13 protein-coding genes and 1 pseudogene are annotated in these 15,150 nt (G+C 67.5%); 11 read left to right on the top strand and 3 right to left on the bottom strand.

The window, feature by feature from the left end; translation table 11 throughout:
* The first annotated feature begins 45 nt into the window (after positions 1-45).
* The 5 genes from DWA33_RS19045 (at position 46) to DWA33_RS19025 (ending at position 6,823) form a co-directional block, all read left to right on the top strand.
* Positions 46-1,635, top strand: coding sequence for an ABC transporter substrate-binding protein (locus DWA33_RS19045; RefSeq protein WP_114360095.1), 1,590 nt, complete (start codon positions 46-48; stop codon positions 1,633-1,635).
* On the top strand, positions 1,632-2,654 hold the full coding sequence (locus tag DWA33_RS19040; protein WP_114360094.1) for an ABC transporter permease: 1,023 nt from the start codon (positions 1,632-1,634) through the stop codon (positions 2,652-2,654). Before DWA33_RS19045 ends, DWA33_RS19040 begins: the two co-directional genes overlap by 4 nt.
* Before the next feature lie 12 nt (positions 2,655-2,666).
* Entirely contained in the window at positions 2,667-3,506 is an 840-nt protein-coding gene (locus tag DWA33_RS19035; RefSeq protein WP_114360093.1) for an ABC transporter permease, read from the top strand.
* Positions 3,503-5,161 (top strand): dipeptide ABC transporter ATP-binding protein, encoded by a 1,659-nt coding sequence (locus tag DWA33_RS19030; RefSeq protein WP_114360092.1) that lies wholly within the window; start codon positions 3,503-3,505, stop codon positions 5,159-5,161. Before DWA33_RS19035 ends, DWA33_RS19030 begins: the two co-directional genes overlap by 4 nt.
* Positions 5,162-5,245: 84 nt before the next feature.
* Positions 5,246-6,823, top strand: a complete 1,578-nt coding sequence (locus DWA33_RS19025) for a gamma-glutamyltransferase family protein (protein WP_114360091.1) — start codon at positions 5,246-5,248, stop codon at positions 6,821-6,823.
* 343 nt (positions 6,824-7,166) lie between these two features.
* Here the strand turns inward: DWA33_RS19025 and DWA33_RS19020 are convergent, their stop codons facing one another.
* Both DWA33_RS19020 and DWA33_RS19015 read right to left on the bottom strand, forming a co-directional pair.
* On the bottom strand, positions 7,167-8,147 hold the full coding sequence (locus tag DWA33_RS19020) for an NADPH:quinone oxidoreductase family protein (protein ID WP_114360090.1): 981 nt from the start codon (positions 8,145-8,147) through the stop codon (positions 7,167-7,169).
* A 60-nt stretch (positions 8,148-8,207) separates the two neighbouring features.
* Entirely contained in the window at positions 8,208-9,053 is an 846-nt protein-coding gene (locus DWA33_RS19015; protein WP_114360089.1) for an alpha/beta hydrolase, read from the bottom strand.
* Between the two features lie 191 nt (positions 9,054-9,244).
* Here DWA33_RS19015 and DWA33_RS19010 point away from each other — a divergent pair, with 191 nt between their 5' ends.
* Entirely contained in the window at positions 9,245-9,589 is a 345-nt protein-coding gene (locus DWA33_RS19010) for a 5-carboxymethyl-2-hydroxymuconate Delta-isomerase (RefSeq protein WP_114360088.1), read from the top strand.
* Between the two features lie 8 nt (positions 9,590-9,597).
* On the opposite strand, the gene DWA33_RS25510 is transcribed toward DWA33_RS19010, so the two are convergent.
* Positions 9,598-10,692: a hypothetical protein gene (locus DWA33_RS25510; RefSeq protein ID WP_244601344.1), complete on the bottom strand. Its 1,095-nt coding sequence runs from the start codon at positions 10,690-10,692 to the stop codon at positions 9,598-9,600.
* Between the two features lie 229 nt (positions 10,693-10,921).
* Here DWA33_RS25510 and DWA33_RS19000 point away from each other — a divergent pair, with 229 nt between their 5' ends.
* From DWA33_RS19000 to DWA33_RS18980, 5 genes and pseudogenes are all read left to right on the top strand, one after another.
* The gene (locus DWA33_RS19000) at positions 10,922-12,001 is read left to right on the top strand and encodes a DUF3443 family protein (RefSeq protein ID WP_167443240.1); all 1,080 of its coding nucleotides are present in this window, start codon (positions 10,922-10,924) and stop codon (positions 11,999-12,001) included.
* A gap of 171 nt (positions 12,002-12,172) precedes the next feature.
* A complete protein-coding gene (locus tag DWA33_RS18995) occupies positions 12,173-13,297 on the top strand; it encodes a GGDEF domain-containing protein (RefSeq protein ID WP_244601343.1) in 1,125 nt (374 codons plus the stop codon).
* A gap of 790 nt (positions 13,298-14,087) precedes the next feature.
* A pseudogene (locus DWA33_RS18990) lies at positions 14,088-14,286 on the top strand (type II toxin-antitoxin system HicA family toxin).
* Positions 14,283-14,579 carry a type II toxin-antitoxin system HicB family antitoxin gene (locus DWA33_RS18985; protein WP_114360086.1) on the top strand — a complete coding sequence of 99 codons (297 nt, stop codon included), beginning with the start codon at positions 14,283-14,285 and terminating at the stop codon, positions 14,577-14,579. The pseudogene DWA33_RS18990 and the gene DWA33_RS18985 overlap by 4 nt, the downstream one beginning before the upstream one ends.
* Positions 14,580-14,709: 130 nt before the next feature.
* Entirely contained in the window at positions 14,710-14,982 is a 273-nt protein-coding gene (locus DWA33_RS18980; protein WP_107344873.1) for a hypothetical protein, read from the top strand.
* The last annotated feature ends 168 nt before the right edge of the window (positions 14,983-15,150 follow it).

Raw genomic sequence — 15,150 nt, 5'->3', positions numbered from 1 at the left:
CCTGAACGATCGACCAGTTCAACTTCTCGTAACGCGGGGGATCCCATGAACAGACGCGAATTCACCAAGCTCGGCCTGCTCGCCGGCGCGGCCGGCATCTCCGGCATTCCGCTCGGCATCACCCGTGCGGCGGGACAGACCCGCGGCGGCACCCTCAACACCATCATCCAGCCGGAGCCGCCGATCCTGGTGACCGCGCTCAACCAGCAGCAGCCGACGCTGACCTTGGGCGGCAAGATCTACGAGAGCCTGCTGCGCTACGATTTCGATCTCAAGCCGCTGCCGGGCCTGGCGCAGTCCTGGGAAGTGTCGCCCGACAAGCTGACCTACACGTTCAAGCTGTTTCCCAACATCACCTTCCACGACGGCACGCCGCTGACTTCGGAAGACGTGGTGTTCTCGATCACCAAGATTCTGATGGAAAACCACGCGCGGGCGCGCAACACCTTCTCGCGCCTCGAGAAGGCCGAGGCGCCCGACCCGCTCACGGTGGTGTTCAAACTGAAGACGCCGTTCGCGCCGTTCCTCACCGCGTTCGATTGCACCACCGCACCGATCGTGCCGAAGCACATCTACGAGGGCACCGACTATCGCAAGAATCCGGCCAATGCCAAGGCGATCGGCTCCGGCCCGTTCAAGCTGAAAGAATGGGTGCGCGGTTCGCACGTCCATCTGGTCAGGCACGAGGGCTATTATCGTCCAAACGAGCCGGTTCTCGACGAGATCATCTACCGCGTGATCCCGGATTCCGCCTCGCGTTCGGTGGCGCTGGAGCAGGGCACGGTTCAGCTCACGCAGTGGACCGACGTCGAACTGTTCGAGGTGCCGCGGCTGTCGAAGCTGCCGCACCTGACGATGACCACCAAGGGCTACGAGTTCTTCGCGCCGCATACCTGGCTCGAGATGAACAACCGGATCGCACCGATGAACGACAAGCGGTTCCGGCAGGCGGTGATGTACGCGATCGACCGCAAGGCGCTGCTCGCCCGGGTCTATTTCGGTCTCGGCAAGGTGTCGACCGGTCCGGTGTCGTCGAAGACGAAGTTCTACGAAAAGGACGTCAAGGCCTACGACTTCTCGCCCGAGAAGGCGAAGGCGCTGCTCGACGAGATGGGGTTGAAGCCGGGCCCCGACGGCAAGCGGGTGTCGATTCCCTATCTGGTGCCGCCCTATGGCGAAACCCATCAGCGGGCTTCCGAGTTCCTGCGGCAGTCGCTCGCCCGGGTCGGCATCGATCTGCAGCTGCAGGGAATCGATGTCGCCGGCTGGGCCGAGAAGTTCAGCAACTGGGACTTCTCGATGACCTCGACCACGGTCTATCAGTTCGGCGATCCGGCGCTCGGCGTGTCGCGGAGCTACGTCTCCACCAACATCCGCAAGGGCATCCTGTTCTCCAACACCTGCGGCTATTCCAATCCGGAAGTCGATCGGCTGTTCGAGGAGGCTGCGGTCGCAACGTCCGACGACAAGCGTCAGGAGCACTACAGCGCCCTGCAAAAGATCATGGTGGAGGAGGTGCCGGTCGCCTGGCTGCTCGAAATCGACTATCCGAACTTCATGGACAAGCGGTTGAAGAACGTCGTGACCACCGCGATCGGCGTGCACGACACCTTCGGCACGGTTTCGTTCGGATGAGAGCGTTGGCCCTGTCCATCACCGGTAGCCGCGGCGTGGCGATCGCACTAGCGATCGCCCAGTGGGTGGCGCGGTTCATCGCCGTGATCCTGGTGATCGCCACCTTCAACTTCGTGCTGGTTCACGCCGCACCCGGCGATCCGGCACAGGTGATGGCAGGGCAGAGCGGATCGGCCGACGAGCAGATGCTGGCTCAGCTTCGCGCGGAGTACGGCCTCGACAAGCCGTACCCGGTGCAACTCGCGATCTACTTGAAGCGGATCGTGACGCTGGATCTCGGCTATTCTTATCGGCAGCAGCGCTCGGTGCTGTCGCTGATCGGGGAGCGGCTGCCGGCGACGCTGCTCCTCACCTGCAGCGCGTTCCTGCTTTCGCTCGCGGTCGGGGTTTCGCTCGGCACGCTGGCCGGGGTGCGGGCCGGCAAATGGTCGGATACTGCGCTGACCATCGTGTCGCTGTTCCTCTACGCGATGCCTGTGTTCTGGCTCGGCCTGATGCTGGTGCTGTTGTTCTCGGTCCACCTCGATTGGCTGCCGGCGTTCGGCTACGTCAGCATCGGCGTCCAGATGACGCCGCTCGAACGTACCGGCGACATCGCCGCCCATATGGTGCTGCCGGTGATCTCGCTCGGTGCTGTGCATCTGGCGATCTATGCGCGGCTGATGCGGTCGGCGGTGATCGATGTCGCGCACCAGGACTTCATCAAGACCGCACGGGCCAAGGGGCTGAAACGCGGCCAGATTATCGTGCGGCACATGCTGCGCAACGCGGTGCTGCCGGTGGTCACCGTCGCCGGCATGCAGGCCGGCACGCTGGTCGGCGGCGCGGTGGTGATCGAAACCGTGTTCGCGTGGCCCGGTCTCGGCCGGCTGACCTTCGACGCGGTGCTGCAGCGCGACTATCCGTTGATGCTCGGCATCTTCCTGGTGATGTCCGTGATCGTCATCGGGCTCAATCTTCTCACCGACGCGATCTACCGGGTGGTCGATCCGCGGGTGTCCTTGCGTGCGGCGTCCTGAGCGGAGAGTGTGATGGATCGCGTGAAGACCTTCCTGACTCATCCGACCGGTGTGATCGGCCTGGTGATCCTGATCGGCGTGATCGTGCTGGCGATCGCCGCGCCGGCGATCTTTCCCGACGATCCGTGGGAGATGGTGGGGGCGCCGTTCCAGCCGCCGGCGAGCGAAGGATTGCCGCTCGGCTCGGACATGCTCGGCCGCAACGTCGCCGTCGGGATCGCCTACGGTGCCCGGGTGTCGCTGACGATCGGCGTGGCCTCGACGCTGGCGGCGCTGTGCATCGGCGTGGTGATCGGCGCGACTGCCGGATATTTCGGCGGCCGGGTCGATGACCTGATGATGCGGATCACCGAACTGTTCCAGACCATTCCGGGCTTCATTCTGGCGATCCTTCTCGTGGCGACGATCGGGCCGACGCTGACCAACGTCATCATTTCGATCGGCGCGGTGAGCTGGCCGCCGCTGGCGCGGCTGACGCGCGCGGAATTCATGCGGCTGCGCGGCCGCGAATTCGTCCAGGCCGCGGTGTGCCAGGGCCAGGCACCGATGGTGGTGGCGCTCCGGCACATCCTGCCGAACGCGATCTCGCCGATCATCGTCACCGGCTCGCTGACGATCGCGACCGCGATCCTGATCGAAAGCGCGCTCAGCTTCATGGGGCTGGGCGATCCCAATCAGATGTCGTGGGGGCTGATGATCGGCGCGTCGCGCACGGTGATCCGCCAGGCGTGGTGGATGAGCGTGTTTCCGGGCATCGCGATCGTGCTGACGGTGCTGGCGATCAACCTGGTCGGCGAGGGGCTGAACGACACCCTGAACCCGCGCATCTCGCGAAAGGCGCGCAACGCATGAACGACGATATCCTGCTGTCCGTCGAAAACCTGTCGGTGGCGCTGCCGAGGGGCGGTGATCGCAGCCACGCGGTCGCGGAGGTGTCGCTGAGCGTCCGGCGTAACGAGATCGTCTGTCTGGTCGGCGAATCCGGCTCGGGCAAGTCGATCACCGCGCATGCGGTGCTCGGGCTGCTGCCGCCGAATCTGGCGATCGGCGCGGGCGCGATCCGGTTTCGCGGCACCGATCTCGCGCACGCCGACGACAACACCATGCGTGAGCTGCGCGGCGGCGCGATCTCGATGATCTTCCAGGAGCCGCTGAGCGCGCTCAATCCGCTGGCCCGTGTCGGCGATCAGATCGCCGAGGCGATCCTGATCCACGCCAGGCCGCGGCCGAGCCGTGCGGAGCTCGATGCGCGGGTGCAGGAACTGGTCGCCGCCGTCGGGCTGCCCGAGCCGGCGACGCTGGTCCGCAGCTATCCGTTCCAGCTGTCCGGCGGCCAGCGTCAGCGGGTGATGATCGCGATGGCGATGGCCAACAATCCGGCGCTGCTGCTCGCCGACGAGCCGACCACCGCGCTCGACGTCACCACGCAGAAGCAAATCCTGGCGCTGATCCGCCGGCTGCAGGCCGAGCGCGGCATGGGCGTGTTGTTCATCACCCACGATTTCGGCGTGGTCGCCGACATCGCCGACCGGGTGGTGGTGATGCGGGGCGGCCGGGTTGTCGAACAGGGCAGCGTCGACGAGGTGCTGCGGCGGCCGCAGGACGACTACACCAAGGCGCTGATCGCGGCGGTGCCGGGGACGCGGCCGGGCGCCGAGATCGACCGTCATCTCGAAGGCGAGCCGCTGCTCGACGCGCACGGGCTGAACAAGACCTTCGTCACCTCGCAGGGCATGTTCCGGCCGCACCGCACGGTGGTGGCGGTGCGCGACGTCGCGCTCAGCCTGCGTCCGCGCGAGACCGTCGCGGTGGTCGGGGAATCCGGCTCCGGCAAGTCGACGCTCGGCCGCATCATCATGCGCCTGATCGAGCCGGACTCCGGCGCGGTCGAATTCGGCGGCATGGATTTCCTCGAACTGCACGGCAGCGGCTTGCGGGCGATGCGCCGCAAGGTGCAGATCGTGTTTCAGGATCCGTATGCGGCGCTCGATCCGCGGCAGAAGGTCGGCGACGCGATCGCACGCGGGCCGATGGCCTACGGCGTGCCACCGGCCGAGGCGATCGCTGATGCGAAACGTCTGCTGGCGCGGGTCGGTCTCGAACCCAGCGCGGCCGAGCGCTATCCGCACGAGTTCTCCGGCGGCCAGCGCCAACGCATCTGCATCGCCCGGGCGCTCGCGTTGAAGCCGATGGTGCTAGTGGCGGACGAGGCGGTGTCGGCGCTCGACGTCTCGGTGCAGGCGCAGATTCTCGACCTGCTGGCCGAGCTGCGCGAGGAGATGAACCTGGCGATGCTGTTCATCACCCACGACCTGCGCGTCGCCGCGGAGATTGCCGACCGCATCGTGGTGATGCGCCGCGGCGAGATCGTCGAGCAGGGCGCCACCCGCTCGGTGTTCACCGCGCCGCAGCACGCCTACACCCGCGCGCTGCTGGATGCGATCCCCGGCCGCAGCCTGTTCGCCGGGCCGCACGATGCGCCGGCCCCCGGCGCGATGATCGCATAGCGGCGTGCTCCGGCTGGCCCGGCGCGGTGCGAAAGTCCGGGCTGTCGGCGGATAGCCTCGAACGACATCCAACAGGGAACAACGATGCGCGATTTTCACAAGACCGGCCGCTCGCTCGCGGTCGCGCAGAACGGCATGGCGGCGACGTCGCATCCGCGGGCGACCCTGGCGGCGGTCGACATCCTGCGGCGCGGCGGCAACGCGATCGACGCCGCGGTGGCTGCGGTCGCGATCCAGGGCGTTGTCGAGCCGCAGATGACCGGCGTCGGCGGCGACTGCTTTGCCTTGTACGCGCCGCGCGGCGGTCGCCCGATCGGGCTGAACGGTTCCGGCCGCACCCCGGCCGGCACCGACGCTGAGAAATATGCCGGCGGCGAGGCGCGTGACATCCCGCCGACGTCGCCCGAGGCTGTGACCGTTCCGGGCGCCATCGATGCCTGGTGCACGCTGATCGAGCGCCACGGCAGCCTGCCGCTGGCCGAGGTGCTGGCGCCGGCGATCGAGGCGGCCGAGCAGGGCTTCTGCGTCACGCCGCGCGTGGCGTCCGACTGGCGCCGGTTTCGCGCGCGCGTCGAAATCGATCCGAACGCCGCCGCGCAGTTTCTCCCCGGAGGAAGTGCGCCCGAGATTGGCGACGTCCGCGCTCAGCCGCGGCTCGGCGCGACGCTGCGAAAGATCGCACGCGAGGGCCGCGCCGGCTTCTACGAAGGCGAAGTTGCCGAAGAGATGGTCGCGGTGCTGCGGAAGCTCGGCGGCGCGCACAGCGTCGATGATTTCGCGGCGCATCGCTGCGAACATGTGACGCCGATCTCGGCCGACTATCGCGGCTTCACCGTGATGGAATGTCCGCCGAACGGGCAGGGCCTTGCCGCGCTGATGATCCTGCGCGTGCTCGAAGGCTTCGACGTCGGCAAGCTGAACGACGCCGACCGGATTCATCTGCTCGCGGAGGCGACCAAGGCGGCGTACGCGACCCGCGACGCGTATTTCTGCGACCCGGCGATCCATCCACTCGAACCTGCGCGTTTTCTTTCGGACGCCGTGATCGGCAAGATCCGGCAGGGCATCACGATGGACCGCGCCGGCGAGGCGCAGCCGTGGCTCGACACCGAACATCGCGACACGGTCTATGTCACCGTGGTCGACCGCGACCTCAACGCCGTGTCGCTGATCAACTCGATCTTCTCGCCGTTCGGCAGCGGCATCTACGCGCCCAATTCCGGCGTGCTGCTGCACAATCGCGGCTGGAGCTTCCGCTCCAAGCCCGGCCATCCCAATTCGCTCGCGCCCGGCAAGCGGCCGATGCATACGATCATCCCCGGCATGTTGATGCAGGGCGATCAGGCGGTGATGCCGTTCGGCGTGATGGGCGGCCATTATCAGGCGGCAGGGCACGCCAACTTCCTGTCCAACGTGCTCGACCTCGGCCTCGACATTCAGGCCGCGGCCGAGCGCCCGCGCAGCTTCTGTTTCGACGGCGAGCTGACGCTCGAGACCACGATCGGCCGCGACATCCACGACGAGATGCAGCGCCGCGGCCACGCCGTGCGCTGGACCGAGCAAGCGATCGGCGGCTGCCAGGCGATCAGGATCGATCGGTCACGTGGCGTGCTGCTCGGCGCCTCCGACCATCGCAAGGACGGCGTCGCGCTCGGCTACTGAGACCGGCGGCGATCGCTTCGTCGGGGGCGCCGGCCGCGCCTTCCGTCGCCCGGTCACCCGATGCCGCAGAGAGGAACGGGCGCCCGCCCGCGGGTTGCGAGGACAGACAGAACGGTTCCAGAGCTGCGCCAGTAACGGCGACGTCCCGAGTTGAAGCAATGGGCCGCGCAGACGCTGCCGGTGCTCGAACATCGTCTGAAGATGGCGCCGCGGCTCGGTGGCGACAACGCCGCGACGGTCGGGACGTCGCTGGCGGTGAAGTAAGCCGATGCGCCTGCGCGCGATGGAGGCGCGGGTCGAGCCCCACGCATCCAGAGAGTGCCGGTGAGGGAGATTAGGGAAGCTAAGGCCCAATCCGCACCACCACCTTGCCGAGCGCGTCGCGGCCGGCGAGGGCGGTGAAAGCGGCGCGAAAATCCTCCAGTGCGAATGACGAGACGATCGCCGGCTTCAGCGCGCCGGTGGCGAGCAGCCGCGACAGCTCCGCGGTGCAGCGCGCCAGCACAGCGGGCTCGCGCCGCGGCAATTGCGCGAGGTCGACGCCGAGCAGGCTGCCGCCTTTGAGCAGCGGCAGGTTGAACGGCAGCGCCGGGATGCTGCCGGCGGCGAATCCGACGACGACGTGCCGGCCGTTCCAGGCGATCGAGCGAAACGCTTCGACCGCGACCGGCCCGCCGACCGGATCGAACACGACGTCGACGCCGTGGTCCTGGGTCAGCGCCTTCAACGTGTCGCGCCAGTCCGGCCGGGTGTAGTCGATCGCGGCATCGGCACCGAGGCCGAGCGCGAAGTCGCGCTTCTCCGCCGTCGACGCCGCCGCGATGACGCGCGCGCCGAGCAGTCTGCCGATCTGGATCGCGGCCGTGCCGACGCCGCCGGCGGCGCCGAGCACCAGCAGGATCTCGCCCGGCTTCAGCGCGGCGCGTTCGGCCAGCGCGTAATACGCGGTCAGGTAGTTGGCCCGGAACGAGGCGCCTTCTTCGGGCGACACGCCGTCCGGCAGCGGCGCGATCGCCTCGGCCGGCACCACGATGTACTCGGCGAGCGCACCGGAGCGCGCCATGCCCATCACTATCTGCCCGGCCGCGTAGTCCGCCACGCCGTCGCCGACCGCGTCGATCACGCCGGAGAATTCCGTGCCGGGGATGAACGGCAGCGGATCCTTGGTCTGGTAGCGGCCCTGGACCTTGAGGCCGTCGACGAAGCCGATGCCGACCGCCCGAACCCGGACCCGCACCGCGCCCGGCGTCACCGCCGGCCGCGCGATCTGTTTCAGTTCGATCTGGTCAATCGCGGCATAGTCGTCGACGACGACGGCTTTCATCGAGGTCTCACGATCTGGCAAGGCGGGCTCCTTCTCGGGGAATGGGACAAAGGCGGGCTATCAGCCGAGCAGGTCGCGGGCGGCCTGCACCAGAGCGCCGTCCGGGCGGCGCAGCTCGGCCAGGATCGAGAAGTGATCGTGGCCGGGAAGCGGCAGCAGCCGGCCGGAGGCGCCGGCGGCGTCGCGGCGCGCGTGCAGATCCAGCGAGTCCAGCACCAGGGCCGGCAGCTCATGGGTGCCGTAGGCGAGGTCGAGCCGCTTGGCGACCGGCGGCAGCCGCAGCGGCGACAGCGTTGCGATCTCGGCATCGGTGAGGCGCAGCGCCGCGTTCAAGAAGGTGTCGCGCAGCGGGCCGAGCTCGAACACCCCGGCGATCGACAGGCCGGCTGCGACCAGCGGATGGTCCAGCGTCATCGCCACCAGATGGCCGCCGGCGGACCAGCCCGAGGTTACCACCGGCCCGGCGACGCCGTGCTCGGCGCCATGCGCGGCGAGCCAATCCAGCGCGGCGCGGCTCTCGGCAACGATCTCGGTGAGCGTCACCTCGGGCGCCAGCGAATAGCCGGGGATCGCCACCGACCAGCCGTGCGCGGCGATGCCCTCGACCAGGGCGGCGAACAGCTCGCGCGAATTCTTCTGCCAATAGCCGCCATGCCAGAACAGCAGGCAGGGCGCGTCGGGCCTGTCGGCCGGATACAGATCGATCCTGGCGCTCTGGCGCGGGCCGTAAGCCAGATCGAGCGCCGATCTCAGAGTCGCACGCGCCTGCGCCGACGCCGCATTGCGCTCGGCGCTCAGTTCGGCACTGTTCTTCACCGCGGCGACGACATCGTAGGCGGCGTCGCGCTCGCTCTGCGACAGATACGCCCAGCGGGCGCGGGGATCGGCAGGGCGGTCGGTCGTCATTGTGGCTCCATCGAACGTGCAGCGTCTCGTTGGCGGCGAGCTTTGCCGCAAGGCGACCAGCCTGTCGATCGCATTTACGCATACGGCCATGAGCGCCGCGGCGCTTGCGTCGATCCGCCGCCCGGGCTTGATCGCGCTCGCAGGCGCCAAAGACCACCTGCAGAAACCGTCGGACGCGAACCGGAGGGACGATGCCGCATCTGGTGATGGACTATTCGGCCGATGATCTAGGCCGCGACCGCGTCGGGCGCATCATCGAGCAGCTCGCCGTCACCGCCGCGGCGACCGGGGTGATGCACGCCGCCGACATCAAGGTGCGGGCGCGCGGCTTCGACGACTATCTGCTCGCCGGCAAGCGCGACAGCTTCGTGCATCTTGCCGTGTTCATGCTCGCCGGCCGGACGCCGGAGCAGAAGGTGACGCTCAGCGTCGCGCTGCGCCAGACCCTGGTCGAGCACTGCCCCGACATTCACAGCCTCAGCGTCGACATCCGCGACATGGACCCGGAAGCGTACAAGAAGCGGCTGAAAGCCTAACGCCTGCGTCAGCGATCGATCATGCGGAAGCCGACCACGCCGGCGTCGGCATCGAACAGATAGTCGAATGCGTTCAGGGCGTGAACGCTGGTGTTGACGAAGGTCGGCCGGTTCTCGCCGCCGACCAGCACGATCCGTTCGGGCGCGGCGGGATTGGCGGTGTCGCCGGTGGCGAAGCCGTAGCCCGGCGGGCGCTCGGCCGTGGCGTCGCCGAACCGGATCGACAGCCGTGTGCCGGGCGCCAGCGTCTGGCCGCCTCGCTCGCCGGCCTGGGTGCGATCCGCTGCGCGATCCGCCGGCACGGTCAGATACATCACCGAGACTCCGGTATCGATCAGCGCGGTGCCGCAGGCGGGCGCGCCGCCGTCCACCGCGATGCAGGCCGGAAGCGGACCCCAGTCGCGGCCGTCCGCGGCGCGCTGCAGCTGGACGAAGCGATAATTGCCGCGGGTGTTGGCGGCGGTCAGTCCGACATGGACGCCGGCGCGGGTCACCACATAGCCGCGCGTCAGGCGGCCGGGCGCCGCCATCGTGCCCATGCCGGGCAGATTGAGGAACGGGTTTTTGTCGGGCGTGCTCTGGCTCTGATGATCGCCCTCGCGGGCGAAGCCGACGCCCATCATCGCGACGTGCCGCGGCGCGTCGCTCGGCTCGCAATTGCGCGGATGCGGCACGCAGTCGATCCGCTCGACCGCGAGCACCGCGATCGGCCGGGTGGTGACGCTCTGGTCGTTGCTGCCGCCGATCGTGACGCGGGTCTCGACCCAGCGGCCGCGCATGATCCGGCCGGAACTCGAATAGGTCAGCGTGCCCGGTCCGATCTGGCGCAGGCTGTCGATGTCGGGAATGCTCGACGCCGCGACCACGATGCCGGTCGAGCCGGTGTCCATCACCGCGCGCACCGGGTCTCCGCCGAAACTCATCAGCAGCGTCGGCGGCGCGCCGCGCCGGTCTCCGGTTTCGCTGTCGTTGAGGAACTTGAGATACGTGCCGCCTTCGTGGTTCTCGTAGCGCGGCTGCGCGAGGCCGGGCCGGGCGAGACAAACCACCATCAGCGCCATGGCGCTGATGGTGACGGTCTTGGCAATGTCGTGGTGGATCACGATCGTTCGCTCCCTCGCAATCGAGACATGGATGCAGCCATCGCTTAATCGATGATCTGTAGCTTGAAGGAGAGCTCTACGCGCAAGAGCTTTACGAGAGCACAGTGACGCCATGAACAATTCTAAGCGAATGAGATTTTCGCGGTCCGCGTCGACCGTCATCGCGGTTCTGATTGCAATCAGTCCGTTTGCGTTTGCGGCGTCGTCGAGCGCATCGCCCGACAATGTCGTGCCGATCAAACTCGGCTTTCCGCCGCACGGCGGATTCAATCGCGTGCTGGTCAGCGTCACGGTGTGCAAGCCCGGAACTTCGCAATGCGCGACGGTGAACGACGTGATGATCGACACCGGCTCGACCGGGCTTCGGTTGCAGGCGTCGGCGCTGCCGGCCGGGTTTCGTCTGCCCGATGCGCTCGGGCCGGATTGGCGCGCGCTGGCGGAGTGCCTGCATTTCGTCGGCAGCCGCGCCTGGGGCGGCGTGGTGCGCGCCGATGTCCGTTTCGGCAGCTTGACGGCGCCGGACATTCCGATCCAGGTGGTCGGCGAGGCGGCCGGACCACAGCCCGACAGCTGCCCCAGCGGCGGCGCGGCACCGACCTCGAACGGCACGCTCGGCATCGGCATCCACGCCACCGATTGCGGCAAGGCCTGCGTGCAGAGCAGCAAGATGCCGCTGTACTACGGCTGCGATGCCGGCGCCTGCACGCCGCTGACCGGAGCGGTCGACGCCGCGTATCGCCTGCCCAATCCGGTGACCCGTCTGCCGGCTCACGCCAACGGCGTCGTGATCGATTTTCCGAAAGGCGCGCCGGGCGGCGACCGGATGGTGAGCGGCACGCTGACCTTCGGCGTCGGCACCGCAGCCAACAACCGGCTCGGACCTGCCCGCCGTCTGCTGCTGGGCGACAACGGCCGTTTCACCACGGTGTATCAGGGACAGGCGTTCGCCGGCAGCTACATCGATTCTGGTACCGAAACCTACATCGTGCCGGACGCCGAGCTTCCCAGATGCCGGGTCAAGACCGCCGGTTTCTGTCCGGCGGCCGACACGGCCGCGAAAGCCACGCTGATCGGCCGCGATCAGGCAGCGCTCCCGGTCGATCTGGTGATCGGCAACTACGAGCGCCTTCGCAATCCGAGCATCGGCGCGTCCGACCGCCTCGCGCTCGCCGCAGCGCCGGCCTCGACCGCGTTCGTCTGGGGCGCGCCGTTCTTTCTCGGCAAGCGGATCAGCGTGCTGATCGAAGGCCGCGCGATCCCCGGCGAGCCGCAAACCGTCGGCCCGATGTACGGGATCGCGGCACACTGAACGGACGTCCGCCGTTCGGACCAGATGCGCTCGCGGGCTCGCACCATTCCACTTGGCTAAAATTGCACCGAGTGTGTGGTGGATTCGTACAGCCGATGAAGGCAAAACACGCGGGCTTCAGTGTGCGAGGTCGCGGCGTTCGAAATGCAGGGTTCGGTTGTCAGAGTTACGTTGTCCCTGATCGGGCCAGGCATCATCGGCGTGTTCGGACTCGCGTTTCTCGCGGCCTGGAGCTACGACCGGCGGCGGCCTTATCTCGCTCTTCTGGCGGCGGCGTGTGCGCTGTTCGCGCTCGGGGCGGCGAGTCAGATTCTCTATTGGCCGCGCGACACCGGCCTCAACGCGATGGTGTCGGGCGCGCTCTACACCTGCGCCGTGATCGCGGCGGTCGAAGGCGTGCTGATCCGCTCGGGCAGGGCGTTCGGCATCTGGATCGATGTCGCGATCTTCGCCGCGTTTTGCCTGGCGCTGTACTACTTCTTCTACGTCGATCGCAGTCTGCTCGCGCGCATCTACGTGCAGAATTTCGGCTACGGACTGCTGCTGTGCGTCGCCGCGCTGAGGCTTGCGCATCTCAGACACGGCCGCGTGGTCGACCGCATCCTGTTCTGGACGCTGTTGCTGCTCGGGCTGCACTTCTTTCCCCGCACCGTGTTCACGGTCGGCGCCTCGCCGCCGTCGGGTGGACCACTTGTCTTCGCCGACTCGGTGTTCTGGCAGACGCTGCAATTGTCGCTCGCGGTGCTGGGCGCCGCCTTGGCGATGGCGATCCTGGCTGCGGCGGTGTCCGACCTGATCGACGATCTGCGCCGCGAACGCGACCTCGACCATCTCACCGGGCTGCTCAACCGCCGCGGCTTCGAGGCGGAGATCGCGGCGCCGATGCGCCGCGCGCCCGAAGGCGCGGCGCTGATCCTGTGTGACGTCGACCATTTCAAATCGATCAACGACAGCTTCGGTCACGATGTCGGCGACGTCGTGCTGCAGGAGATCGGTGCGATGCTGCGCAGGACCGCACGCAAGGGCGATTTCGTCGGCCGTCTCGGCGGCGAGGAGTTCGCGGTGTTCCTGCCGGACGCATCGCTCGCCGACGCCACCGAATGCGCCGAACGGCTCCGGCAGGCGATCCGCAAGGGCCGCATTCCCGGCCTGGACTCGCGGTCGGTGACCGCGAGCTTCGGGGTGGCGACGATCCGCGAGGCCGGCGACTGGGCGGCGCTGTACAAGCTGGCGGACAGCCGGCTGTACCAGGCCAAGGCAGCAGGCCGGGACCGCACGGTCGATTGCGGGATGTAGTCGTCGCGTAGCCCGGATCAGCGAAGCGAGATCCGGGAACAGCATCTCAGCGACGCTAGGATGCGCGCTCAGACGAGCTTCGCCACGCTTTCGGGATCACACTGTCAAACAGCCACGGCGTCGCGATCTCGCGGCTCTGCCGAGCCCGAGCTTTGCGCCCGTCGTCGTCACGACGAGGGGCGGGGGCGCGCCGCTTGGCGCAGATTGGTGGTTGTCGCGATGGCTTGCGATCCATCGCGCATCGCCGTCACGGCGCGCCCACCAGCGGCGATCTTTTGGCATCGGGACCGTTCTTCCGGGCGCGGGGAGCACGGGGATTTCTCCCGCCTCGTTCCGTCCCGTCCAGCCTCGCGATGGGCAGCCGCTCATAGTAGCGGCGGACGGCGACCTTCTGCCTCCCGGACGACGTGGGTGCGAACCACCTCGCGCAGGACGCCGCGTCAGGCCCGGCGCCGCTGCACCTGCGCAGCTTCGCCAAACCCTCACCAGCCGGTCTCCCGGCCGACGATCTGTCCCGCTCAACGACGCCTCGCGAAGCGCCCCTCACGGACAGGACGATGCGGACTATAATCCTTGTAGGAATATTGTCAAGAGGCATGACCTGGAGCCCGGGTGAGCGCAGCGACATCCGGGAGCGGCGTTTCGGCGGCGCGACAGAGCCCCGGGTGTCGCTGCGCTCACCCGGGCTGCGCGTGCCAGGCCTGCGACCTTGCTACGTCCTTCGTCGCGTTGCGCGAAGCGAGAAAGACCATAGGCTCGGTGCTTTCATCAACTCGTTGCTCGCCCCACTATGCCAAAAGACTCGCGCGACCTGATCCAGGAACTGCAGGCAGATGGCTGGCGGTTCGTCGGCGCCACCGGCAGTCACCACCACTTCAAGCATCCGGTGAGGGCTGGTAAAAGTGACCGTCCCGCATCCGAAGAAGGACTTGCATCCGAAGGTCGTGCGGTCGGTCTATCGGCAGGCAGGTCTGAAGGAGGTCCGATGAGCGCATCATCCGGCTATCTGGCGCTGGTCTACAAGGACAGCGACACCTCCTACGGCGTCGCCTTTCCGGACGTGCCCGGCTGCATCTCGGCCGGCGACACCTTCGAACAGGCGATCGACAACGCCGCCGAAGCGCTCGGTGGTCATCTTGCATTGCTGCGTGCCGACGGCGATCCGATCCCGAAGCCACGCAGCATCGAGCAGCTGCGCGACAACCCGGAGTTCGTCGCGGACGCCGCCGATGCCGTGGTGGCGTTCGTCCGGCCGCAGGCGGAGCGAGCGGCGGCGGAGTGACGAGCCGCATCGTCTGTAGCCCGGATGAGCAATGCGATATCCGGGAGCAGCATCTCGGTGCACGAAGACTCCCGGGTGTCGCTGCGCTCATCCGGGCTACGCTTGCTGTCGACCCGAGGAAGTGGTTTCGATGACCTGCGATGTCAAAGAAGTGCTCATCGCGCTCAATGCGGTAATTGGCGGCGGCGAGATTGATGTCGATGCCGTGAAATCGCTCCGCTGGTCAGTCGACCCGGAGATGGAAGGACTGATGGATGATATTTATCGGGAGCTGATAATATTCGCGAGTGATGACGATGACAGACGCCGGGATCGATCGTATGACGAAACTTGGCGCAGGAATATGATCAAATGGCGCGATCGATTAACGAGCGCCCTTGAACGAAGGGACTCGTTGTCCTGAGCTAGTCCCGTAGCCCGGATGAGCGAAGCGACATCCGGGGGCAGCATCTCGGCGGTGCAAAGAGACTCGGGTGTCGCTGCGCTCACCCGGGCTTCTGTAACGGGCCTCGGTTAGTCAATCCCTTTTTGCGTGGTCCTGTCGCCGGTGACTTGCTTCTGTCCGGGATCG

The sequence above is a fragment of the Rhodopseudomonas pentothenatexigens genome (genome assembly GCF_900218015.1).
GTDB lineage: Bacteria > Pseudomonadota > Alphaproteobacteria > Rhizobiales > Xanthobacteraceae > Rhodopseudomonas > Rhodopseudomonas pentothenatexigens.
Note: the sequence above shows the minus strand (reverse complement) of the source record. Positions and strands in the feature narration are given on the sequence as shown.